This window comes from Arthrobacter sp. Y3223166, from assembly GCF_059090935.1.
Map to the genome: position 1 here is coordinate 102,995 of NZ_JBNHGE010000005.1, position 22,522 is coordinate 125,516.

Here is a 22,522-nt window from a genome sequence, read left to right on the forward strand (position 1 = left end):
CGCACCGGGGGTTGCCGCCGGCTGCGCCCCGGCAGGCGCCATGCAACTATTGCCCGGCAGGAAAGGCCATGACGATCCGGGTGCCCGCGCCGGGGGCGGATTCAACGTGCAGCGTACCGTCGGCCTCGCGGACGGTGTCGCGCATGATCCGGAGGCCGAAGTGTTCGGCCCGCCGGGCGGCCTCAGGAGTAAAGCCGACGCCGTCGTCGACGACCTCCAGCACCACTGCCTTGTCGGACTGCCTCAGCGAAACCTTGACCAGCCGGGCGGACGCATGCTTGGAAGCATTGGTCACGGCTTCACGTGCCGCCCGGTAGAGCAAATCGGGGCAGGCGAGGGCGGCGGGCTCGGGGAAGTCGATCTCCAGTTGCCAGCCCGCTCCCCGTTGGCGGACCAGCACACCCAATCCGTCGAGCGCGGCCGGGAGGCCCTCGGCCGACAGGTCCGGCGGGTACAACGTCAGCGTGATACGGCGCAAGTCGTCGATGCTGCCCTTCACAATATCCCGTGCCAGCGCATGGAAGTCGCTGTCCGAAGCGGTCTGCTGCTGTTCGCGCGCTTCCAGGCTGTAGGCCAGCCCCGCCAGCTCCTGGATGACGCCGTCGTGGAGGGTCCGGGCCAAACGCCGGCGTTCCTCTTCCGAGGCCGCGATCGATTTCTGCAGCAGTCCACGCCGGATTTCACTGGCCTTCCGCATGCGGCGCGCCATTCGAAGGGCCGGTCCAAGCTGGAGAAACTGCAGCACGGCCAACGCGACGAGGATGACGGGCAGGATGCCCAGCATCTCGTCCTGCATGCGGTTGATTTCGTTCGCCGGGTGAGACAGTTCGAAGATGTAGTCATTTCCATCTCCGGCCTGTGCCCGCACATACACGTTGACCAGCTCGGCGCGGCCCAGCCCGAAGATGTTGTCGCCGGGGGGATCTTCGACGACGCTGACGGGGGCATCCTCCTGCAACCGGGCCAGAAGTTGGGCCGGCAGGTCGATCTGCTGTCCGATCAGTGCATCGACGTCGGAATAGACAATCGAGCCGTCGAGATCCCGGACAGTGACCCGCAGAATGTGGCCGTCGTCGATCATCGGGTCCACTTCGCTGTCCAATTCGGCCAAGGCCTCCGGAACCCCGGCCAGCGCCGCCTCCGTGACGTCCTGGGCGAATTGGTGGTCGACGATTTGTGTCGTGCGTTCCGCGGCGTGGAGGAGGGCATGGTCGGCAGCCAGCGAGCGGGCGACCATGATCACCGGCACCGTGACGATGATCAGTGCCGCAAGCCCCGACAGCGCGAAGCGGCGCAGGGCCGCCTGCATTTCCGAGGGCTTCCGGCGGCGGGACCCAGAGGGTGTTTCAGCGAGGATGCTGCGCCGGTCCTGCGCAGCCACGTCAACGACCATGCCCGCCGTCCAGCAGTTCCAGCCGCTGGGCGGTGGCGACGGCTTCCAGCTGTGAATGTGCGCCTAGCTTGGCCAGGATCGACTTCACGTAGCCCCGGCACGTGTGCGGGGATATTCCCAGCCTCCGGGAATTCGTGCGGACGTCGTTGCCTGCTGCCATGAGGGCCAATACCTGGTGCTCGCGTTTGGTCAGGGCAGGCCTGTCCACTGCCGTGGCCGGTGGAGCGGTGACGTATCGAGTGAGCGCGGACGGGTAGACCGACATGCTGCCGCTCCTGGCGTTCCGGACCGTCTCGAGCAGCGTTGACAGGGAACCGTCTTTGGGCAGGAAGCCGCAAAGACCCGAGGCGGCGGCGCGCGCCAGTACATTCAGCGACGGGTTGCCGGTCAACAAGATAATCCGTGTCTCCGGGGCAGCCTGCAGGATTTGCTCGGCCGCGCCGACCCCGTCACCGTCGGGCAGGTGGTAGTCCATGATGACCACGTCGGGCCGGGCCCGGCGGCACAAGGCAACCGCCTCGGTCACACCGGCGGCGCTGCCAACATTGGCCAGATCCGCTTCCCGGTCCAGCGCATCAGACAGCAACTCCGCGAAGGTCGTGTGATCATCCACGACGGCGATGCGTAGTTTTTGCTCCCCCAAAGAGCTCACTCCAGTTCCCCAACTCAAGACACAAAGGACTTGACCCCACCTCGAGTATGCACGGCGCGCGCCGGGAAGTACATATCGGGGCCGGCGGGGTCACCCGGCCTCAGCTGGCTGCGAGCGCCTTGCGCAGGAACGAGCTGAGGATGTCTCCCGCCGCCATGTACTGGGGTCCGGCCGGGGCGTCGACGGTGAAATGTTCCTTCCGGTGCTTTGCTGCCGGCGGGGTCAGCCGTTCGTTGAGCAGCAGCAGCGCCGCCAGGACTTCCGAAAGGCCGGACTGGGCGTCAGCGGTGGCCTTCAGCAGCCGCACGTGGACCTCCTGAAGGGCCGGGCCGGGGGCACAACCGAGGTCGCGGCCGAACAACCGCCGGCACCGTTCGTAGGCCTGCAACCCGTCGGCATGCCGCCCGCAAAGCTCCAGGCCACGGATCAGGACTGTCCACGCCGCTTCATTCAGCGGAGAAGCAGCAACGCACCGCTGGGCCCAGAGCACGGCGTCGTCGGGCCGATGCAAGGCCAGCGCGGCCTCCGCAGCCAATTGTTGGGCGTGCTGCACCGTTTCCGCATGGCCCGAACGGGCCTCTTCCGCCCAATCGGGAGTCAGCTCGTCGCCCAGCAGCGGCTCCGACGCGAGTGACAACGCCTCGGCCAACAAGGGGTAGGCCCTCGGCGGTTCGGCAAACTCGGCGGCCCGCACCAGGGCCTGGAAGCGGTGCAGGTCGACGTCGACCATGTCCCGGTCGATCATGTAACCGCCGTTGGCTGTGCGCAGCGGCCCCGTCTTTGCGCAGCCAGGCTGCAGGTTGCGCCGCAGGATGCTGACATAGCTCTCCAACGTGGCCAGCGCTTCACCCGGGGCGCGGCCGCCCCACAACAGGTGCACCAGCCGGTCCTTCGACATCGGCGAACCAACGTGCAACAGCAGGATTTCCAGCACCTGACGCGGCTTCGGGCCACCCAGTTTGTCGGCGGTCAACACGGTCCCGCCGCGACGAATCCGTAAGTTTCCGATCATTTGCACGGCCATGGGCATGGCCCATCCACTCAATTGCTCCACGATTCCCCCTCGCAGCACGCACCCCCCAATGAGTGCACTACCATCGTGCGCTGACTCCCCGACGGCGGGACAGCCTCGCCTGAGGGGTGCCGATACCCCTAATGTGAGGGGGACCGGGACGGCACCGGCTTTTTCCAAGGATGAATGGGGACTCTGGACTCGTGACCCCGGTGGCTTCGGCGCTGCACCTCACGGCCGGCCGGGCGCACGCCGCCGGGCCCTGGCCCCACCCCTCAACGCCAGGGCCCGGCCGCGCGCCCTGCACCGTCCGGACGACCGGAGAGCCACCGGGCGTGCTGCACCCCAGGCGGCCGGGCGTGGTGACGCCGGTGCACACCGGCGCGCTCCGCCGCGCCCTCAGGCGGGATGCGGGCGCACCGGCCAGGGTATGTGCTCCCGCACGTCGGTGAGGTTCATGCTGACCTCGAGGAACAGGTCGTCGAGCATGTATTCGTCCACTCCGAGGATGGTCAACGAATGACCGCCGCCCTGTTGAGGCCCGTCCATGGCAACCGCGGAAACACAGACGCCGGTCCGCCAGTCGACCCGCACCTCGGTGCGGCCCTCGGGAAGCAGCGGATGGCCGGCGTCGTACGGTACATACGTCTGGTTGGGCGAGACGACCGCCTCCAGCGCCTTCCGGCCCTGGTGCTCGACCTCCCGCAGTTCATGGATCTCCACGGGATTGGCGAAGGGCGCCTCATAGGCCACCGGCGCGCTGCCGGCCAGCTCAACCGGATCCAGCATCGCGGACCAGCGCCCGTTGCCGAAGACCGGCTCACCGTAGGCGGCCTCGGGCCGGCGGCGCACCAGATGGATGTCGTTGAATACCGGAGTGACCAGATGCGGAGGCAACAGCCACGACTTGCGTGTCGCGCTGACGTAGAAACCGTCCCGGGAGTCGTTAATGCCGGTGGTGCTGTACAGCAGCCTGCCGTCGGCCGACTCGACCCGAAGCGCTCCGGGGCGCCGGGTCCACGCACGCAGCATGCCGCCGGAAGCGTCCGGCTCCGGCGCATCCGGGTGGACGGCCCGGAGCTCAAACCGCAGCGATTCCCACTTCCACGGGGAAGAACGGCAGAGGCACCTGAAGGTCTCCGCGTTGCCGGCGGCGTCGCCGGCCTTGAGCACGCTCCCGCCGTTCATATGCACAGTGTAGCCGCCGGCTCCCGAGGATCAGGCGAGTGCAGTAGGTTGGGTCCATGGTCGAGCAACTGGCGCTGCTGTGGCCCGGCCATGCATTCGCGTTTTGGATGCTGTTGGTTGCCGGCGGCTATCTGCTGGTAATCGGAACCCGGCTCAGCTGGATCGACCTGAGGACGCACCGGCTGCCGAACCGCATCATTTTCCCGGCCTACGCGGTGTCCGGAGTGCTGCTGCTCGCGGCCTCCCTCGCAGGCTACGAAGCCGGCATGTTCTGGCGGGTGCCGGCCGGCGGCGCTCTGCTCTGGGTCTTCTATTTCGCCGTCCGGCTTATTTATCCGGCCGGCATGGGATTCGGCGACGTCAAACTGGCCGGGGTGCTGGGGATGTACCTGGGCTACCTGGGGTTTGAACACCTGCTGCTGGGCACGTTCGCGGCCTTCCTGCTGGGCGGCGCGTACGGGGTGTTGCTGGTAGTACTGCGGCGCGGAACGCTGCACAGCGACATTCCATTCGGGCCGTTCATGATCGCCGGCACGTGGGCGGCGCTGCTGCTGCCGACGTAGCCGCGAAGCGCGGGCCAACGACGCGCGGCGTCCCGGAATTTGTCCGCCGAGCCTATTGGATATCGGAGTCGGGAGGGGGCAGGACGAACTGCCGGTCTTCGTCCACGGACTCGACGCCCTCGATTCCGGCAACAGCGGCACGCTGTCCCTCCGGCAATGAACCCGTAATCATGCCCAGGGATGACAACACGTTTTCCACCCGCATGCCGCCGGCTGCCAACTGCTCGGCAATCCGCCCGGTATCGGAGAGGTAGTCGTGGCGCACCGTCACGGTGATCTGCATACCCCCATGATAGGTCCGGCGGCCCCTCCCGGGGGAAGCGGGTCACTGCGGGGCAAGAACCAGCCCCGCCCCGACGTCGACGGAGGGCACGGGCAGCCGCTCCGCTTCCTGCACCAGCGTGGCCCACAGTTCCAGGCCGCGCCGGCCGGTAGCCTCTGACCACAGGGCCGCCACGCCGGCGGCGTGGGGCGTCGCCATGCTGGTGCCGCTGATGGTGTTGTAACGCTTCGGCATGGGCCAGGACGAATACACCTGGAACCCGGGACCGGCACAGTCCACCTGCCCGCCGCGCAGGGGGAGGCTGCGGGCGGAAAAGAACGCGACCTCCAGGGCCTGGTCCAGCGCGGCCACCCCCATGATGAACGGGCTGTTCGCCGGGGCGCCGACGAACCCGAACTCGCCCTTCCGGCGGTCGGCATTGTTTCCCGCGGCGGCGATGATCAGGGAACCCTGCTCCAGCGCCCGGCTCCCGGCGGCCGTGTAGGGCGGGTGGATTTGTGCGACGTCGGCTCCCAGGGACATGGAGATGACGGCACAGCCGTTGCCCACGGCCCAGTCGATCCCGGCAAGGATGCCGGCGTCGGTCCCCGAACCGGCGTTGCTGAGGACCTTGCCGGCGAAGATCTCCGCTTCGTGGGCCACGCCGTAGCGCGGGCCGGTGCCGGGGGACTTGGGGCCGCACGCGGTCCCGATGCAGTGCGTGCCGTGGCCGTGTCCGTCCTGCGGCGGCTCGCCCGGGATGAAGGAGGCGCTGGTGATGCTGCGTCCGGCGAAATCCGGATGCGTCTCGTCGAACCCGGTGTCCAGCACGGCTACGCGCACGCCTTGCCCCGAATAGGGCGACGAGACGGCCCTGGTGGCCTGCTGTCCCCAGGTGAAATTGTTGTTGTCGGCGAAGCCCGCCGGTGCGGGGCCCGCTTCGTAGCGTTCGTGCCGTCGCGCGGTGAGCCTGCCGGACAGGTCGGTCACGCCGTCGCGGTAGCCAACGGCGTAGTCATCGGCCGGACCGAGCACGTCGTGGATGAGTTCCGGCGAGACCGAAAGGACACGGTGCCGGGCAGCGGTACTGACTTGGAGCGAGCTGATTTGGTCCGGGCCGGCGGCGACGACGGCGATGCCCAGGTTTGCGAAGACCGTTGCGTCGGCGCCGGAGGCCGCGTCCGGGTCCACCCCGCGGGTGCCGAAATCGCGGCTGTCCGCGACATTCGACAGGCCGGCGGCGTCGGCCAGGAGGCCGGCACACTCGTCGGATGGGCCGTAAAAGACGACGATAAAGCGTCCGGTGGTCTTCGGCTGCCCGGGCACGGAATAGTCGGCCGTCGCCAGGGACGGGGGCTGCGAATCGCCAATCACGGAGACCTCCTGGACGCTCTTCCACCGGGTCCCCGACGGGCCGGCCGGCGGCCCTGGCTGGGCCGTTCACCCGCCGTCCACGGGGACGTGTGCGCCTCATCCTAGTCCCGGAGGCCGACGGTTCAAGCTCCAGGCAATCGTTTCAGCCGGTCGGAGCCAAAAAAGGCAGCAGGGCCCCGCCCTGACGCCGATCCGGCCCGGGTGAGCGGCGACCGGGACGCCGTGCACGCTGAAGGGCGCCCCCGCCGAAGCAAGAGCGCCCTTCAGGATCCGCGATGGACCCGCCTGCTATTTGGCCTGCGGCGGGACGGTCATCGAGAGCACGTCCAGCGCAGAATCCAGCTGCTCTTCGGTCAGTTCGCCGCGCTCCAGGAAGCCAAGGGCCACAACCGACTCGCGCACGGTCAGGCCTTCCTGGACCGAGTGCTTGGCGATCTTGGCGGCGTTTTCGTAGCCGATGAACTTGTTCAGCGGGGTCACGATCGAGGGGGAGGCCTCGGCCAGGAAGCGGGCGCGCTCCACGTTGGCGGTCAGCCCGTCGATCATCTTGTCCGCCATGACGCGCGAGGTGTTCGCCAGCAGGCGGATGGACTCGAGCAGGTTGGCGGCCATCACCGGGATGCCCACGTTCAGCTCGAAGGCGCCGTTGGTGGAGGACAGGGCGATGGTGGTGTCGTTGCCGACGACCTGGGCGGCCACCATGATGGCTGCCTCGCAGATGACCGGGTTGACCTTGCCCGGCATGATCGAAGAACCCGGCTGCAGGTCGGGGATGGCGATCTCGCCCAGGCCGGTGTTCGGGCCCGAACCCATCCAGCGCAGGTCGTTGTTGATCTTCATGAACGCGTAGGCAATGTTGCGCAGCTGCCCGGAGGCCTCGATCAGGCCGTCGCGGTTGGCCTGGGCCTCGAAGTGGTTGCGGGCCTCCGTCAGCGGCAGGCCGGTGTCGGCGGCCAGCAGTTCGATCACGCGCTGCGGGAAGCCGGCCGGGGTGTTGATGCCGGTGCCGACGGCGGTGCCGCCCAGCGGAACCTCGGCCACGCGCGGCAGTGATGCCTCGATGCGTTCGATGCCGTAGCGCACCTGGGCGGCGTAGCCGCCGAATTCCTGCCCGAGGGTGACCGGCGTCGCGTCCATCAGGTGGGTGCGGCCGGACTTCACCACATCCTTGAACTCCTCGGCCTTGCGCTCCAGGGACGCGGCCAGGTAGTCCAGCGCGGGGATCAGCTCGTTGATCAAGGCCGAGGTGGCGGCCACGTGCACCGAGGTCGGGAAGACGTCGTTGGAGGACTGCGAGGCGTTGACGTGGTCATTCGGGTGAACCGTCTTGTCGCTGCCGGCATCCCGCAGCGCACGGGTGGCCAGTTCGGCCAGGACCTCGTTCGTGTTCATGTTCGACGAGGTGCCGGAACCGGTCTGGAAAACGTCGATCGGGAAGTCGCCGTCGTACTTGCCTGTGGCTACTTCGTCCGCCGCCGCGGCGATGGCCTTGGCCAGCTCGCCGTCTAGCACGCCCAGTTCGGCGTTCGCGGTGGCCGCAGCCTTCTTGATCCGGGCCAGGGCCTCGATGTGGGCGCGCTCCAGCGTCTTGCCGGAGATCGGGAAGTTCTCGACGGCGCGCTGGGTCTGCGCACGGTAGAGGGCGTTGACCGGAACGCGGACCTCGCCCATGGTGTCGTGTTCGATGCGGTATTCAGCAGAATCAGCAGAAGTCATGGCTCCAAGCTTATGCCTGCGGCGCACCGGTTCCGAATTGTGTTGCGGCACGGCGGCGGCTTGGTTGAGGCGGCGCCGAGCGGGCCTGCGGCCCCCGGGGCGGGGCGTCCCGCCCCCGGTGCGCGGCTAGAGGGCCCCGTGCCCTGCGACGAGCTCGGCGCGGCCGTCCGCGAGCCGGTAGGCCACGCCGACGACGGCCGTGCGGCCGGCCTCGACCGCCTCGGAAATGGCCCGCGAACTGTCCAGCAGGCGTTCGGAGGACTGCCGGACGTTTTCGATCACCATGTCGTTGAGGTCCTCGAGGCCGGCACGCCGGGCGGCCAGCACCGACGGGGTGATCCGTTCCACGAGGTCCCGCAGGCCGCCGCGCGGCATTTCGCCGGTGTCAATCGTGTTCTTTGCCGCCGTCACGGCCCCGCAGCTGTCGTGGCCCAGGATGACAATCAACGGAACGTTGAGCACATCCACGCCGTACTCGAGCGATCCGATCACCGCGTCACCGAGGACGTGGCCGGCGGTGCGGACCACGAAGGCATCGCCGAGTCCCAGGTCGAAAATGATCTCGGCGGCCAGCCGGGAGTCGGAACAGCCGAAGATGATGGCGAACGGATGCTGCTCGTTGACCAGCGAACTGCGCCGGGCGGCGTCCTGGTTCGGGTGGACTGACGTACCTGCCACAAAGCGGGCGTTGCCGTCGATGAGTTTTTGCCAGGCCTGGGCGGGAGTCAATGAGGTGGGCACGAAGCAACCTTACTGCTTCGTGCGTCCCTGCCCGTGCACCGGTTTCCGTGTCGGGGCGGGTTTACTTGCTGTCCAGGTCTTCCACGATCGCGGTGGCCAGGACATCGAATTCGTCCAGCTCCGCGGTGCCGGTCAGGATGACGGTGAATCCGCCGTGCTCCAGCACGAGGCTGCGCTCGCCCGCGCCGGCGTCGCGCAGTTCCCAGGTGGCACCCGCTTCGCGCTCGCCGGTGACCGGCGCGTTGTCGGTTGCCTGGCCGACCCAGGTGGGGTTGGCTTTGTCGGTCTGGATCAGTCCGATGTACTCCTCGCCCGGCGTGATGTAGCCGACCTCCCACGCCGCCACCTGCGCGGTTCCCCCGGTATTCCACCGGGCGTAGTTGGACGTCCAGCCCGCCGGGAGGTCGACGGCGAGCGGCAGGTAACCGGCCGTGGACTCGGTCTGCAGGGCGACCCCCGGGACATCAATATTACGTTCGTAGACTCCGGGCTTGCTGCCCGGATTCAGGAACATCACCGGCAGCAGCACGGCGAGGGAGAGCCCCACGGCCATCAGCATGCCGACCACCGGAGCCTTCGCGCGGTTGGCCTGCTTGGCCGTCAGCACTGGCTTGACGGGCAACTCGGTCGATTCTTCGGGAAGCGCTTCACTCACGGTTCCATGATCTCAGATGCCCGCCCCTGCGCGCACACGCCCGCGACGCCGGAGCGCGGGTCGGCCGGTCCGCGCGCTGGCCCCCGGGGCGGCGACGACTATGATCGAAAGCAATGGAAGATGTCCGCACCGCAGATGCATCCATCACGGCACCGCAGCCGGTGCTGTCTGAAGAGCTACTCGAAGATGAGGTCGAAGTGTCCCACGAAGCCCAGGCTGACCCCTTTTCCAACTTTCCGCCGTCCATGCGCGTCGGCGACAACGAGCCGGACCGAAACCTGGCGCTGGAACTGGTGCGCGTCACCGAAGCCGCGGCGATCGCCGGCGGCCACTGGGTCGGCTACGGGGACAAGAACGGTGCCGACGGCGCCGCCGTGGACGCCATGCGCGCGTTCCTGTCCACCGTCAGCTTCAACGGGGTGGTCGTCATCGGTGAGGGCGAAAAGGACGAGGCCCCGATGCTGTTCAACGGCGAAAAGGTCGGCGACGGCACCGGCGCCGAGTGCGACGTCGCCGTGGATCCGATCGACGGCACCCGGCTGACGGCGCTGGGAATCAACAACGCGCTCTCCGTGCTCGCGGTCTCCGAGCGCGGCACCATGTTCGACCCCTCGGCCGTGTTCTACATGGAGAAGCTGGTCACCGGCCCCGAAGCGGCGGACCTGGTGGACCTGCGGCTGCCCATCAAGCAGAACCTGCACCTGATCGCGAAGGCCAAGAACAAGAAGATCAACCAGATCAACGTGATGATCCTGGACCGCGACCGGCACAAGCCGTATGTCGAGGAGATCCGCGCCGCCGGCGCACGCACGAAGTTCATCATGGACGGCGACGTCGCCGGCGGCATCGCGGCCGCCCGCGAGGGCACCGACGTCGACGTCCTGATGGGCATCGGCGGCACCCCGGAGGGCATTGTGACGGCCTGCGCCATCAAGTCCTTGGGCGGCGTGATCCAGGGCCGGCTCTGGCCCACCACCGACGATGAAAAGCAGAAGGCCATCGACGCCGGCCACGACCTGGACCGGGTGCTGACCACCGATGACCTGGTCACCAGCGACAACTGCTTCTTCGTGGCCACCGGCATCACCGACGGTGACCTGCTGCGCGGCGTCCGCTACAAGAACCACAAGGTCCTCACGCAGTCGATCGTGATGCGGTCCAAGTCCGGCACCATCCGCTTCGTCGAGGGCGAGCACCAGGAATACAAGTGGGACCGCTTCGAGCGCAAGCTCTAGCCACCTGCAGCGAAGGAAAACCCCGCACCGGCCCGAGCCGGTGCGGGGTTTTCCTCTTGTCGTTCCGGGACGGACCCGGGGGCGGTCAGCGGGGGAGCGTGCCGCGCAGCTTGCGCACGGCCGGCACGACGGCGGCGCGCGCCTTGCGGGCGGCCGGCAGCACCGCGGCGCGGACCTTGTGCACGGCGGGGGTTACGGCCTCGCGGCCCGTGCGCGAGAGCAGGTAGGCCCGGTACATGAGCTGGTTGACGGGCAGGTCCCAGCTGCCCGGATAGCTGACCTCGTAGCCGCCGAAGGAGCGCTTGAACCGGGAGAAACCGGCCCACGGGTGGTCGGGCTCGTCCTCGGGACTGACGCCCCACATATCGAAGTGGCGGATGCCGGCGGCGCGGGCGTCCATCATCATGGTCACCACCAGCGGAATCCCGGCGTTGAGCTTGCGGTGGGCGTCGTCCGCCGCGGCGTGCGCGTACACCCGGGTGGCCTCCGTGTCGTAGGACAGCGCGGCCGCGATCGGCTGCCCGTCCAACCGGGCGATGAACAGTTTGGCCGCGCCGGCCGGGACCAGGGTCCGGGCTGCGTTCCGCAGGTAATCGTCGGACTGGGCCTTGAACTCCGCGCGCTCGGAGACGTCGTGCAGGAAACCCAGCAGGATTTCGATGTCCGCCGGGTCGCTGGAGACATCGAACGTGACGCCCTTCTTGTGGATATTGCGGTACAGGTTGCGGCTGGTGCTGCGCATGGCGGCCAGCAGATCCTCTTCCGGCTGGCTCAGGTCCAGCATCCAGGTCAGTTTCGGCTGGACGTCCACCGGTGCCTTGACCAGGCCCAGCGACTGCAGCGCCGCCTGCGGCCGCTGGCCGAGGTCGGTGCCGACGGGTTCGATCCGCACGTAATGGGCGCGTTGTTCCGCGGCCAGGGACTGCAGGGCGGCCAGCGCGCGGATCAGGGCGGCGTTGTCTGCCGCGGCCGGGCCGTACGGGACGTACAGGAACTGGCCCAGGGGCGTCTTTTCCGCGATGGCCAGCAAGTTCCAGCCGTCGCCGCTGCGTTCGAAGACCTGTTTGCCCAGGCTGCGTTGAAAGTCGGCCCAGGGCGCAGACTGCAGGATCGAAGCGGTCAAAGTGTTGCTCCCGTTCGTTGTTGATCGAATTCATGTGTGCCGCCTGAGGTGGTCACCGCGAACAGCACCGCGCCGGTTCCGGTGTCTCCGGCCGGGTGCACGTTCACCGGTTGTTCCGTGTCGGGGATGAACGCGGCCTCGCCGCGGCCAAGCATCAGGTCGGACTTCGGGGAGTCCAGCAGCACGCTGCCGGACACGGCCAGCACGATCGCGGGGCCGTGCTGGGCCAGCGGCACCGGGCTGCCGCCGTCGGCCAGTTCGATGCGCTGGAGCTGGAACTCGGCAAAGGGCGGGCAGTACAGTTCCTGGCCGGCATCGGTGATGGTCGGTTCCACCATGGGCGGGGCGATAGGCCGGAAGTTCGTAATCTTCACCAGTTCGGGCATGTTGACGAACTTCGGGGTGAGGCCGCCGCGCAGCACGTTGTCCGAGGCCGCCATGACCTCCACCCCGAGGCCCTGCAGGTAGGCGTGGATGTTTCCGGCGGGCAGGCACAGTGCCTGGCCGGGGGAGAGTTCGACCAGGTTCAGCAGCAGCGAGATCAACGCGCCGGGGTCGCCCGGATACAGTTCGCCCAGGCGGGCGACCGCTGCATATTCGGTGCCCAGGCTGCCGGCCGGTGTGGCCGCCAGCAGGCGGGTCGTGTCCGCGGCGAGCCGGGTGGAGCGCTCCCCGCCGTCCAGCAGCGCCACGAAGGCACCGCGGAGGGCCGCTTCCTCGTCGCCGCCACCCAACAGTTCCAGCACCTCGTCCAGGAGATCCAGGGCCGCGCCGGCGTCTGCCAGCCGTGGTTTCAGCCCGGCCAGCAGCCGCGCCGCGTCGCGCGGGGGGCGGAAACCGCACAGCGCCTGGAAGTCGCTGAGCGCGAAGATCATCTCCGGCTTGTGGTTGTCGTCCCGGTAGCTGCGCTGCGGGTCGTTGAAGGAGATGCCGGCCGCATTCTCCGCGGCGAACCCTGCGCGGGCCTGCTCGAGCGTGGGATGGACCTGGAGCGACAACGCGGAGTCGGCGGCCAGGACCTTGGTCAGGAACGGCAGCGTGGCGCCGAACAGGCCCAGGACCGTCTCGCCCAGGGCGGCGCCGGGGTTCTCCTTGATGAACTCGTCGAGCGGCCGTTCGCCTCCGGCCAGCTGCACCCGTGACGGGGAGTCGGGGTGCGCGCCGATCCAGAGTTCGGCTTCCGGCCCGCCGGACGGTTCCCGCCCGAACAGCTCGGCAATCGCCGTCGTCGAGCCCCAGGCATAGGGACGCACTACATTCGTCAACCGATACATGTGAAGCCTCTTCCTCGTCCTTGTTCCCACGATCCTCTCAGACCCCGCGCCGTTGCAGCATTCCGGCAGCACCCGCCCCCCACCGGGGGGACGCCGCCGGACCGGCGTGGCAGCGGGCCGGGATCAGGGGACCGAGCACTTGCCGTTATTGGCCACCAGGGCGCCGAGCGTGGCGGTATCGCCGATCTCGGCCAGCTGCTGGAGATACTCCGCGGTGACCTGGGGCTCCGCCGGCGCCTCCGGGGCGTCGGCCGCATCCGGTGCCGCCTCGTCCGCGGGGCCGGCCCCGCCCTCACCGGCAGTGGTTTCTCCACCACCGGAGCCGGGGTCGCCACCGGGGCCGCCGCCGTCGTCCTTGGGATCTTTCTGCCGAGTCTGCTCTTCCTGGGTGAACATCTCCTGAACGCGGGGATGGATCACCGAGAAGTCGGGGTAGGTGACAAAATTCTCCGCGGCGGTGCCGAAGTCGGGCGGTCCGATGGTCAGGCGCTTCACCTTCTGGTCTTTGGCCTTCAGCGCCAGCGAGACGAAGCTGCCCAGCTGCGAACTGGGAATGTCCGTCTCGACGACCTGTTCGCCGGCCTCGGCCAACTGCTGGAAGCGGGTCAGCACCGTTGCCGGGTCCAGCTGCTTGACCATCGCCGACATCACGCACTGCTGGCGCTGGACGCGGTCGTAGTCGGTGGCGAATTCGCGGGAGCGGGCGTACCAGAGGGCGTGGTAGCCGTCGAGCTCCTGGACGCCCGGGGCGATCCAGCCCTTCGGCGGGTAGTGCTGATTGGTGCCGGGGATGGTCCTGTTGGAGATAGGCACCCAGCCGCCGGCCTTGACGGTGATGCCGCCCATCGCGTCCACCAGGGCTTCGAAGCCGTCCATGTCCACGAGGGCATACGCCTGGATCTCGATGCCCAGGATCCCGCTCACGGCGTCCTTCATGGCCTCCGCGCCCGGGTTCTTGGCATCAGGGTAGCGGTCGGCGTGGTTTTGCTCCACGTCGACGTAGAGGGCGTTGATGATGCACTCGTCACCGCAGCTGAAGCCTTCCGGATACACCTCGTGCATCGGCGAGTCCGCCGGGAACGGGGCGTTTTGGAAGTTGCGCGGGATGCCGAACATGACGGTCTGGCCGGTCTTCGCGTCGACACTGACCACCTGGATGCTGTCCGGGCGCAGCCCCACCCGCCCGGCACCGGCGTCGCCGCCCATGAGCAGGAAATTGTAGCGGCCGTCCACCGGGTCGAACGCGGGCCGGGTTTCGAAGATGGAGCTGAAGGCGTTGCGGCTCACGTTGAGCAGGTAGGCGGCGTAGCCCAGGCTGCCGCTGGTGAGCACCATCAGGGCAACCAGCGTCACCGCCACCGCCGGCTTGGCGCCCGGGGCCAGCAGGTTGGGCCTGATGATGCGCAGCGTGTTCAGGAACAGGAAGGCCCAGAACAGCGCCAGCGCCGCCAGCACCACAACGAGGGCCAGTGAACCCCAGCGGTCGGTGGCCAGGTTCACCAGCAGCGGCCAGTTCACCAGGGCCATGACGGCAGCGGCCACAACGGCCGCCCAGGCCAGCAGCGTCACTGCCAGGCCGCGCCGGCCCAGCCGGCGGTCCCCTGCCACGATCTGGGCGCTGCCCGGGACGAGCAGGGTCAGCAGCAGCAGGACGAAGGCGCGCTTGGTGCGCACCGGCGCCGGAGCGTGCTGGGGGTAGCGGACCGGATCGGTCACCCCGCGCGCCGAAGACCCCGACGGCTTCCTCGGCGGCTGGGGACCCACCGTCCTAGGCCTCGCCGGAGCCTGCGGCGCGTTCACGCAGCGCGGCTCCCTTGTCGTAGGCGGACCGGCGCAGGCCGGACGCGAACTCGAGCAGGGCCGGCTGCAGCCGCCCGGCCAATTCGTCACCACCGGCTGCCAGCATCCGCACGGCCAGCAGCCCGGCATTGCGGGCTCCGCCGATGGACACCGTGGCCACCGGCACCCCGGCGGGCATCTGCACGATGGAGAGCAGGGAATCCATGCCGTCCAGGTACTTCAGGGGCACCGGCACCCCGATCACCGGCAGGGGGGTTACGGAGGCGAGCATGCCGGGCAGGTGCGCGGCACCGCCGGCGCCGGCGATAATGATCCGCAGTCCCCGGGAGTGAGCGTCGCGGCCATAACCGATCATGTCCTCGGGCATGCGGTGCGCGGAGACGACGTCGGCCTCGTAGGGGACGCCGAATTCCTCCAGCGCCCGGGCGGCGGCCTCCATGACGGGCCAGTCGGAATCCGAGCCCATCACCACGCCGACTATCGGCTTGTTGCTCATGGTTTGCCTTCCTGGGGGTCCACGCCGTCGCGGACGATCGCCGCGACGCGGTCCGCGCGCCGGCGCAGTTCCTCCACCTGGGACGCGTCGCGGCCCACCACATTGACGTGGCCGATCTTCCGGCCGGGACGGACAGACTTGCCGTAGCCATGCAGCTTGACGGACGGTTCGGCGGCCAGCGCGCGCGGATAGGCCGAGAACAGGTCGGTATTGGCGCCGCCCAGGTAGTTCTTCATGACGACGGCGCCGCCGAGCAGGGACGTATCGCCCAGCGGCAGATCCAGGATGGCCCGCAGGTGCTGCTCGAACTGGCTGGTGACCGACCCGTCCTGGGTCCAGTGGCCGGTGTTGTGCGGGCGCATGGCCAGTTCGTTGATCACGAAGCCTGCTCCGCGTCCCGGGGTGGCGAACAACTCGGCGGCCATCACGCCGGTGACGCCCAGCTCGTCGGCCAGCCGGAGCGCCGCCTGCTGGGCCGCCTCGGCGACGTCCGCCGGCAGGTCCTGTGCCGGCGCGATCACTTCGTCACAGACGCCGTCCACCTGGATGGTGTGCACCACCGGCCAGGCCCGTGCTTCGCCGGACGGAGTCCTGGCTACCAGCGCGGAGAGCTCCCGGCTGAAATCGACTTTTTCTTCGACCAGCAGCGCGCCGCCGGTGAACCAGTCGGCCGCCTCGGCGGCAGCGTCCGCATCGGGGATGATCCGCACTCCCTTGCCGTCGTAGCCTCCCCGCGGCGTCTTCAGCACCACCGGCCAGCCAATCCTGCCGCCGAAGGCAACCAGCTCGTCGACGCCCGAGACGGGTGCCCACACCGGGTTTGGCAGCCCCAGCCTGTCCACCACCGCGCGCATGACCAGCTTGTCCTGCGCATGGATCAAGGCGTCAGGGTGCGGCTGCACGTTGACGCCCTCGGCAATCAGGGCCTGCAGATGTTCGGTAGGGACGTGCTCGTGATCGAAGGTCATCACGTCCAGGCCCTTCGCGAACCCCCGCAGCGCCTCCAGATCGCGGTAGTCGCCCACTGGAGCCGTGGCCACGGCGGGGACCGCGGAAACATCGGCGGCCTCGGCCAGAACACGCAGTTCAAAGCCGAGCTCTACCGCACAGGGTGCCATCATTCGGGCAAGCTGGCCGCCGCCCACTACGCCGATCACTGGAAAACTCACCTAGTCAGGGTACCGAACAGGCTCCGGACGAGTCGCATTGCACTTCGCGCGGCGGGTACGTCCTAGGTAACGCCCAGACTGGCGCAATACAATAGTGCGTCGGCCGGCTCTGCTCCGGCATCCGAGCGAAAGGGATCCACCTTCGATCATGAACCGAACTATTTCCGAGCGCCTGCGCGCCATTGTTTCCCTTTTTTGGCGGGAAGTGGCGAAGTTCGGCACGGTCGGCGGGATCAGCTTCATCGTGGACAACGGCGTGTACTGGTGGCTGATCAACGGGCCCATGGACGACAGCGTGGTGAAGGCGCGGTTCGTGTCCGCCTCCGTGGCAACACTGTTCTCCTGGGTAGCCAACCGTTATTGGACGTTCCGTCATCGCCGCCAGGCGAACGTGTTGCGCGAACTGGTGCTGTTCATCGTCATCAACGTCATCGGCATGGTGGTCTCCGCAGGCTGCGTCTGGATAGCCCGCTACCCGCTGGAGGTGACGGACCGGACCATGCTGCTGTTCGCGGGCATCGTCGGCACGGTGCTGGCCACCGTGATGCGCTTCTTCGCCTACCGGTTCCTGGTGTTCAACGTTGAGCTGGACGCCGAGCCGGAGTTTGCCGAGGACCGCAAGATCTTCGAGCGCCACCCCGAGGACAATGCCGACCAGCCTCCCGCGGACGCCGCGCCGGAGGTCGACGGCCCCCAGGCATCGGGCACGGCGCGCGGCTAGGCGGGGTCCGGGCCGGATCACCGGTTCACAGTTGTACGGTGACCCGTTCGCTGTCCAGCAACCGCTGGGTCACCCCTACCTCCGGGTGCACCAGCACGACCGTGCCGCCGCCCTGCCAGGTTGCCAGGGCTTCGCGAAGCACGTCCGGCCAGGGGGTGTGCGCCGGCACCAGCAGGTTCCTGGCCGCTGTCGGCCGGTCCAAAAGCCGGGCGAAGGTCAGCGCTCCGCCGTCGTCCTCCAGGGCCAAGCCGTTTGCCGCCAGGGAATCGATTCCCAGGTACTCATCCGCGTAGGACCGGACCTCGGCCGCGTAGTCGAGGACGCCGTCGGGCAGTTCCCCGGGCCAGCGCAACTGGAGCGCGCCCAGGGCGACCAGGACCTGGTGTCCGCTGCCTGCCCGCACCAAAAGGGCCGGATCCGCGGCCACCACCACGTCGGCGCTCCGGGCGGCCTCGCCCAGCCGGACGGTGGCGCCGGCCTGCCACGCGGCCAGCGCCCAGACCAACGACCGCCAGTGCGGGTCCATCAGAAGACCCACGCTCGTACCCTCGGCGGCGTCCAGTTCCTCGGCCAGCAGGTTCGCCGTCTTGGCCACCCAGTTGTCCAGCACGCGCCCGGACAGCTCGATGCGTTCGCCCTCCGGGCCGTACCAGACCAGGCAGGGGGACGAGCCCGGGCGCATCCGGGCCAGCAGGTTGGTGATCGTGGCGGGGGTGCTCACGGTGCTCCTTAGGGTCGGGTTCGTGGCCCAGCCGGAGGCCGGCTGACGCCTGCACGCGGTATTTGTGACGCACATCACGGGGGCGGGCCCTCGCGTGGCGTACGCGGATTTCGCTGCCGGGTCTCTAAGATTCCCGCCGGCGCTTGACTTGAACGTATTACACCCATGTAATTAGTTATTAAACGTGTAACAGCATGCTTGTGTCCGGCTCTGAGATCCAGCGCTGCACATGAATCTAGCACCATGCTGGTACAGGAACTCCGGGAGGGCTGATGGGGCAGGCAGAACGTAGTGCGCACCGGCGGGAGCTCGAAGCGCAGGCTTCGGCATCGCACGGATCGCGCGGCGTACCGGCAGACTGGTATGTGGATCCGGCAGATCCGACGGCGGCAGAACGCTTCCGCGAATCCAGCCAACAGACACTCGAGGACGCGGCCACCGCCTTCCTCGCCGCGCACGAAGCGTTGGCGGAGGGACCCGGGGCCGAGGTATTGGAGCTGACTGCTCCGCGCCTGCTCCGGGAACCGGCGGAGGCCGACCCGGCGCCCAAACCGCAGTGGATCGGGCTGCCGGGCTTCGGCGCCGGCTATGAGGACGAGGGAGAACTCGGCTGGCAGGCCGATGCCCTGTGCGCCCAGACGGACCCGGAAGCGTTCTTCCCCGAGAAGGGCGGATCCACCCGCGACGCGAAGAAGGTGTGCGGCGCGTGCACGGTGCGCTCGCAGTGCCTGGAGTACGCGCTGGCCAATGACGAGCGTTTCGGCATTTGGGGAGGCCTGTCGGAGCGCGAGCGCCGCCGGCTACGGAAAAGAGCGCTCTGATTCAGCAGCAAGTTCGCGTCACCGCCGTTGTGGTAGCCCACGACGGCGCTTCCTGCCTGCCCCAAACCCTGGCAGCCCTGGCCCGGCAGACGAGACCCGCCGATGCCCACGTCGGGGTGGACACCGGATCGTCCGACGGGTCCGCTGACCTGCTGCGCGCGCAGTTGCCCGCCGGCAGCCCGGTGGCCGCCGCTTCCCACCGCGCCGGGTTCGGCGCCGCGGTCCGGGTGGGGCTGGCCGAGCTGCCCAAACACGCCCCGGCCGACGGTCCGGCCCAGGAATGGCTGTGGCTGCTCCACGATGATTCCGCCCCGGAGCCTGATGCGCTCGAGGAACTGCTGCTCGCCGTGGAAACGGCACCGTCGGTAACCATCGCCGGCTGCAAACAGGTGGACTGGGACGACCCGCGCCGACTGGTCGACGTGGGCCTGACCGTGAGCCGCTGGGCCGAACGGCTGACCATGATCGACGTCGACGAGATGGACCAGGGCCAGTACAACGGCCGCAGCGACTTCTTTGCCGTCAACTCCGCCGGCATGCTGGTGCGCCGCGATGTCTTCGACCAGCTGGGCGGGTTCGATCCGGCCCTGCCCGGGACCGGTGACGACGTGGACCTGTGCTGGCGGAACCGGCTGGCCGGCCACCGCGTGGTGGTTGTCCCCACCGCGAGGGTTCGCCACGCCGCCCGGACCGGCGACCACGGCACCGCAAGGGCAGCCCGCAAGGCTCAGATCCACCTCCGGCTCAAGCATGCGGCCTGGTGGCAGGTACCGTTCCTGTGGATCGGGGCCCTGCTCGGCGGGCTGTACAGCTTCCTGGCCTCGGTGGTGGCCAAGGACCCCATGCACGGGCTGCGGCAGTTGGGTGCCACCCTTGCCGCCTTGTTCCGACCCGCGGGCTTTTTCGCGTCCCGGCGGCAGGCCGCCAAGACGCGCAGGACCTCGCGGGCCATAGTGCGCCCGCTGATGGTCCCGCGGCGCGAGGTCTGGGCCTACCGGCGGTCACTGGCCGAGTCGCTGCGGCCCGAGCTCGCCGTCGGCGTCGTGGGCGACGGCTCCGGATCGGATGCCGGCGGCAGCGACCAGCCCACCGGCGGATCGGACGACTTCGCCGCCCTCGCCGCGCCCGCCCGGACCTGGGTGGGTACAGGCCTGGTGGCCGCCGCCGTCGTGCTGGCCCTCGTCTCCACGGTGGGCATGTTTGACTTCTTCGGGGCGCCGGCGCTGGTGGGCGGCGGACTGCTGCCGGTCTCGGCCACCGTCGCCGAAATCTGGCACAACGCTTCGAGTTGGTGGATCTCGCTTGGCTCCGGCGTCCCCGGGCACGGCGACCCCTTTGGCTACGTGCTGGCGGTCCTGGCCGTGCTGGGTTTGGGGAACGGTTCCGCCGCCGTCCTGACGCTGGTGCTGCTGGCCATGCCGTTGGCCGCCGCCGGCGCATGGTTCGCTGCCGGGGCCTTCACACAGCGGCGCGGCCTGCGCTTCTGGGCCGCGATGTTCTGGGCGAGCGTTCCCGCGTTCCAGGTCGCGTTGGGCACGGGCCGCCTGGGCGCGCTGATCGCTCACCTGCTGATCCCGTGGGCCGTGCTCGGCCTGCTGCGCGCCACCGGCTCCGCCGTCCAACGCGCCGACGCCAACCGGCCCCTGCTGCCGCACGAAGCCGTGCACAAGCCCGGGATCAACGGGAATCCCTCCTGGACGGCGGCGGCAGCGGCGGGACTCTGCCTGGCCGGCATCACGGCGTCGGCACCGGCGCTGCTGCCGGTGGTCGTCGTCTTCATCGCCGTCCTGATGCTGGCCTTGCGCCGCCGGGCCAAGACCGTCTGGTGGGCGCTTATCCCGCCGCTGGCACTCGCCCTGCCGATGCTCGTCGCCGGGCTGGACCAGCCGCGCGCGCTGCTGGGCGATCCCGGCCTGCCGCTGGCCTTCCACGCCGCCCCGCTGTGGCAGCAGCTGATGGGCTTCCCGCTCGCCTTCGGCCCCGCCGACGGGCTGGCCGGGGCCGGGATGCTGGAGAAACTGGCCCAGGGTCCGTGGGCGCTCGCCTATGCGCTCGTCGTCGCCGTGCCGGTGCTGGCGCTGGCCGTGGCCGGGGCGGTCACGGGCAAGGGTGCCGGCCGCGCACGGTTGCTCTGGCTCGGCGTGTTCCTGACCCTCGCGGCCTCCTTTGGTTCATCGCTGCTGGCCACCGCCGTCGCACCGGGAGCGGTGGTGACACCGTTCACGGGTCCCTTTGTCTCGCTGGCCCTGTTCCTGCTCCTGGGTGCGGCACTAATCGCCGGGGACCGGCTGCGGCACGACCTTGCCGCAGCCGGGCGCCCGGCCTCGGGCCTGCGGCGCACCGTGGCCGTGGCCGCCGCCGTCCTGATGGCGCTGGGCCCGGCAGCGAGCCTGGCGCACTGGCTGGTGCCCCAGTTCACCGGCTACACACCGTCCAGCGAGGCGCGGACCCTGACGGACTTCGGTACGCAGCTGAAGGTAACGCCCGGGGCCGGCCGCACGCTGCCGGCCACCTCTGCGGACAGCGGGACCGGGCCGGAACAGGCCCGTGCGCTCGTGTTGACGGCGGGAACCGGCGGCGCGGTGACCGCTGCCGTGATGCATGGCAGCGGCACCACCCTGGACCAACTCTCGGCCATTTACTCGGCGCGGGCCCTGGCCGGTCCGCTCACCGAAGCCCAGGTGCGCTCCGACGACGACGCCGACGCAGAATTGCGGAACACCGTGGCGGTCATCGTTGCGGGCACCGGCGTGGATCCGCGGCCGTCCCTGGTGAGGCTCGGCGTGGACTTCGTGGTGCTGCAGGAGTCCGATACGGCGGCCGAACTGCTTGCCGGCCGGATCGACGCCGTGCCCGGACTGACCTCCGTGGGACGCACCGACTCCGGATGGCTCTGGCGGGTGGTCGGAGCGACCGGTAAGGACGGCACCGCGGCAGGCCAACTGACCGCCCGGGTGCGCCTGGTTGATGCCAACGGCGACCTGCTGCAAACCGTGCCGTCCGGCTGGACCGCGGCGGCCGGCGAGATACCCGCCGGCGAGCCCGGACGTCGGCTGATCCTGGCCGAGCGGACGGACCCAGGCTGGACCGCCACGCTGAACGGCCGGCCGCTGGAATCCTCGCAGGACGGTTGGGCCCAGGCGTTTGAAGTGCCGGCAGCAGCGGGTACGGTAAAGATCGGTTATTCGAGCCCGTGGTCGCCGTGGATCGGCATCCTCCAGGTGCTCGCCATCGGACTGACCGTCCTGCTCGCCATACCGATCCCGGCCCGGCGGCGGTTCGTGCCGCGCCGCATCGACCACATCAAGACCACCGGGGCGGATGCCGGCCCCGCGGAACTGCGCAGGGCGGCATTCGAAGACCCGGCCGACGGCGGCGCAGTTGCCCTGGCCGGAAAAGGACAGCAACGATGACCGAGAAGGGTGGCCGCGGCGAGGAGCCGCGGGCGACAGAGGCGGCGATTGGGCCAACGGCCGCTGCCGCGTCCGCACCTGATGGCGTGCAGCCGGACCGGGACAGCGCGGCCGGGCCCGTGCAGCCGGAGCGGGACAGCGCGGCCGAGCCCGTGCAGCCGATCGACCGCAAGGCCGCCAAGCGTGCTGCGCG

21 protein-coding genes are annotated in these 22,522 nt (G+C 69.1%); 6 read left to right on the forward strand and 15 right to left on the reverse strand.

Annotated elements, in window-relative coordinates; all coding sequences use genetic code 11:
* Window positions 1–46: 46 nt before the first annotated feature.
* The 4 genes from AC5RUH_RS04730 to AC5RUH_RS04745 all read right to left on the reverse strand — a co-directional run bounded on the left by AC5RUH_RS04730 (window position 47) and on the right by AC5RUH_RS04745 (window position 4,245).
* A complete protein-coding gene (locus AC5RUH_RS04730) occupies window positions 47–1,393 on the reverse strand; it encodes a sensor histidine kinase (RefSeq protein WP_494128031.1) in 1,347 nt (448 codons plus the stop codon).
* Window positions 1,383–2,045, reverse strand: a complete 663-nt coding sequence (locus tag AC5RUH_RS04735; RefSeq protein WP_494128032.1) for a response regulator — start codon at window positions 2,043–2,045, stop codon at window positions 1,383–1,385. Before AC5RUH_RS04735 ends, AC5RUH_RS04730 begins: the two co-directional genes overlap by 11 nt.
* A 100-nt stretch (window positions 2,046–2,145) precedes the next feature.
* A complete protein-coding gene (locus AC5RUH_RS04740) occupies window positions 2,146–3,057 on the reverse strand; it encodes an AfsR/SARP family transcriptional regulator (RefSeq protein WP_494128033.1) in 912 nt (303 codons plus the stop codon).
* A gap of 399 nt (window positions 3,058–3,456) precedes the next feature.
* On the reverse strand, window positions 3,457–4,245 hold the full coding sequence (locus tag AC5RUH_RS04745) for a hypothetical protein (protein WP_494014367.1): 789 nt from the start codon (window positions 4,243–4,245) through the stop codon (window positions 3,457–3,459).
* Between the two features lie 56 nt (window positions 4,246–4,301).
* On the opposite strand from AC5RUH_RS04745, the gene AC5RUH_RS04750 reads away from it, so the two are divergent.
* Window positions 4,302–4,808, forward strand: a complete 507-nt coding sequence (locus AC5RUH_RS04750) for a prepilin peptidase (protein WP_494128034.1) — start codon at window positions 4,302–4,304, stop codon at window positions 4,806–4,808.
* A 52-nt stretch (window positions 4,809–4,860) separates the two neighbouring features.
* Here AC5RUH_RS04750 and AC5RUH_RS04755 read toward each other — a convergent pair whose 3' ends face one another.
* The 5 genes from AC5RUH_RS04755 to AC5RUH_RS04775 all read right to left on the reverse strand — a co-directional run bounded on the left by AC5RUH_RS04755 (window position 4,861) and on the right by AC5RUH_RS04775 (window position 9,556).
* Window positions 4,861–5,091 (reverse strand): hypothetical protein, encoded by a 231-nt coding sequence (locus AC5RUH_RS04755; protein ID WP_494001455.1) that lies wholly within the window; start codon window positions 5,089–5,091, stop codon window positions 4,861–4,863.
* Between the two features lie 42 nt (window positions 5,092–5,133).
* Window positions 5,134–6,444: a S8 family peptidase gene (locus tag AC5RUH_RS04760; RefSeq protein ID WP_494073581.1), complete on the reverse strand. Its 1,311-nt coding sequence runs from the start codon at window positions 6,442–6,444 to the stop codon at window positions 5,134–5,136.
* Between the two features lie 288 nt (window positions 6,445–6,732).
* Complete coding sequence (locus tag AC5RUH_RS04765) at window positions 6,733–8,160, reverse strand: class II fumarate hydratase (protein WP_494014364.1); 1,428 nt, start codon at window positions 8,158–8,160, stop codon at window positions 6,733–6,735.
* 126 nt (window positions 8,161–8,286) lie between these two features.
* On the reverse strand, window positions 8,287–8,901 hold the full coding sequence (locus AC5RUH_RS04770) for a carbonic anhydrase (RefSeq protein ID WP_493978642.1): 615 nt from the start codon (window positions 8,899–8,901) through the stop codon (window positions 8,287–8,289).
* 61 nt (window positions 8,902–8,962) lie between these two features.
* Window positions 8,963–9,556, reverse strand: coding sequence for a DUF4245 domain-containing protein (locus AC5RUH_RS04775; RefSeq protein ID WP_494128035.1), 594 nt, complete (start codon window positions 9,554–9,556; stop codon window positions 8,963–8,965).
* Window positions 9,557–9,801: 245 nt separating this feature from the next.
* On the opposite strand from AC5RUH_RS04775, the gene glpX reads away from it, so the two are divergent.
* On the forward strand, window positions 9,802–10,791 hold the full coding sequence (gene glpX / locus AC5RUH_RS04780) for a class II fructose-bisphosphatase (protein ID WP_494014393.1): 990 nt from the start codon (window positions 9,802–9,804) through the stop codon (window positions 10,789–10,791).
* Between the two features lie 85 nt (window positions 10,792–10,876).
* On the opposite strand, the gene AC5RUH_RS04785 is transcribed toward glpX, so the two are convergent.
* The 5 genes from AC5RUH_RS04785 to AC5RUH_RS04805 all read right to left on the reverse strand — a co-directional run bounded on the left by AC5RUH_RS04785 (window position 10,877) and on the right by AC5RUH_RS04805 (window position 16,605).
* Window positions 10,877–11,914 (reverse strand): lipid II:glycine glycyltransferase FemX, encoded by a 1,038-nt coding sequence (locus tag AC5RUH_RS04785; protein ID WP_494128036.1) that lies wholly within the window; start codon window positions 11,912–11,914, stop codon window positions 10,877–10,879.
* On the reverse strand, window positions 11,911–13,188 hold the full coding sequence (manA, locus tag AC5RUH_RS04790) for a mannose-6-phosphate isomerase, class I (RefSeq protein ID WP_494128037.1): 1,278 nt from the start codon (window positions 13,186–13,188) through the stop codon (window positions 11,911–11,913). Before manA ends, AC5RUH_RS04785 begins: the two co-directional genes overlap by 4 nt.
* A 123-nt stretch (window positions 13,189–13,311) precedes the next feature.
* On the reverse strand, window positions 13,312–14,904 hold the full coding sequence (locus AC5RUH_RS04795) for an LCP family protein (protein ID WP_494128038.1): 1,593 nt from the start codon (window positions 14,902–14,904) through the stop codon (window positions 13,312–13,314).
* A 52-nt stretch (window positions 14,905–14,956) separates the two neighbouring features.
* Entirely contained in the window at window positions 14,957–15,484 is a 528-nt protein-coding gene (purE, locus tag AC5RUH_RS04800; RefSeq protein WP_494001448.1) for a 5-(carboxyamino)imidazole ribonucleotide mutase, read from the reverse strand.
* Entirely contained in the window at window positions 15,481–16,605 is a 1,125-nt protein-coding gene (locus AC5RUH_RS04805) for a 5-(carboxyamino)imidazole ribonucleotide synthase (protein WP_494128043.1), read from the reverse strand. The genes purE and AC5RUH_RS04805 overlap by 4 nt, the downstream gene beginning before the upstream one ends.
* 196 nt (window positions 16,606–16,801) lie before the next feature.
* Between AC5RUH_RS04805 and AC5RUH_RS04810 the strand changes: the two genes are divergently transcribed.
* Window positions 16,802–17,374: a GtrA family protein gene (locus AC5RUH_RS04810; RefSeq protein ID WP_494128039.1), complete on the forward strand. Its 573-nt coding sequence runs from the start codon at window positions 16,802–16,804 to the stop codon at window positions 17,372–17,374.
* Window positions 17,375–17,399: 25 nt separating this feature from the next.
* On the opposite strand, the gene AC5RUH_RS04815 is transcribed toward AC5RUH_RS04810, so the two are convergent.
* On the reverse strand, window positions 17,400–18,095 hold the full coding sequence (locus tag AC5RUH_RS04815) for a TIGR03089 family protein (protein ID WP_494128040.1): 696 nt from the start codon (window positions 18,093–18,095) through the stop codon (window positions 17,400–17,402).
* A 272-nt stretch (window positions 18,096–18,367) separates the two neighbouring features.
* Here AC5RUH_RS04815 and AC5RUH_RS04820 point away from each other — a divergent pair, with 272 nt between their 5' ends.
* The 3 genes from AC5RUH_RS04820 to AC5RUH_RS04830 form a co-directional block, all read left to right on the forward strand.
* On the forward strand, window positions 18,368–18,916 hold the full coding sequence (locus AC5RUH_RS04820; RefSeq protein WP_494001445.1) for a WhiB family transcriptional regulator: 549 nt from the start codon (window positions 18,368–18,370) through the stop codon (window positions 18,914–18,916).
* 29 nt (window positions 18,917–18,945) lie between these two features.
* Window positions 18,946–22,329 carry a glycosyltransferase gene (locus AC5RUH_RS04825; protein WP_494128041.1) on the forward strand — a complete coding sequence of 1,128 codons (3,384 nt, stop codon included), beginning with the start codon at window positions 18,946–18,948 and terminating at the stop codon, window positions 22,327–22,329.
* Window positions 22,326–22,522: hypothetical protein (locus AC5RUH_RS04830; protein ID WP_494128042.1), on the forward strand; the 197-nt coding region annotated here is incomplete at its 3' end. The genes AC5RUH_RS04825 and AC5RUH_RS04830, both read left to right, overlap by 4 nt.

Excerpts from the sequence above, each read along its gene's own strand:
- AC5RUH_RS04730 (WP_494128031.1), bottom strand. The coding sequence starts at position 1,393 with ATGGTCGTTGACGTGGCTGCGCAGGACCGGCGCAGCATCCTCGCTGAA.
- AC5RUH_RS04740 (WP_494128033.1), bottom strand. The coding sequence starts at position 3,057 with ATGATCGGAAACTTACGGATTCGTCGCGGCGGGACCGTGTTGACCGCC.
- AC5RUH_RS04745 (WP_494014367.1), bottom strand. The coding sequence starts at position 4,245 with ATGAACGGCGGGAGCGTGCTCAAGGCCGGCGACGCCGCCGGCAACGCG.
- AC5RUH_RS04750 (WP_494128034.1), top strand. The coding sequence starts at position 4,302 with ATGGTCGAGCAACTGGCGCTGCTGTGGCCCGGCCATGCATTCGCGTTT.
- AC5RUH_RS04755 (WP_494001455.1), bottom strand. The coding sequence starts at position 5,091 with ATGCAGATCACCGTGACGGTGCGCCACGACTACCTCTCCGATACCGGG.
- AC5RUH_RS04765 (WP_494014364.1), bottom strand. The coding sequence starts at position 8,160 with ATGACTTCTGCTGATTCTGCTGAATACCGCATCGAACACGACACCATG.
- glpX (WP_494014393.1), top strand. The coding sequence starts at position 9,802 with ATGCGCGTCGGCGACAACGAGCCGGACCGAAACCTGGCGCTGGAACTG.
- manA (WP_494128037.1), bottom strand. The coding sequence starts at position 13,188 with ATGTATCGGTTGACGAATGTAGTGCGTCCCTATGCCTGGGGCTCGACG.
- purE (WP_494001448.1), bottom strand. The coding sequence starts at position 15,484 with ATGAGCAACAAGCCGATAGTCGGCGTGGTGATGGGCTCGGATTCCGAC.
- AC5RUH_RS04805 (WP_494128043.1), bottom strand. The coding sequence starts at position 16,605 with ATGATGGCACCCTGTGCGGTAGAGCTCGGCTTTGAACTGCGTGTTCTG.
- AC5RUH_RS04810 (WP_494128039.1), top strand. The coding sequence starts at position 16,802 with ATGAACCGAACTATTTCCGAGCGCCTGCGCGCCATTGTTTCCCTTTTT.
- AC5RUH_RS04820 (WP_494001445.1), top strand. The coding sequence starts at position 18,368 with ATGGGGCAGGCAGAACGTAGTGCGCACCGGCGGGAGCTCGAAGCGCAG.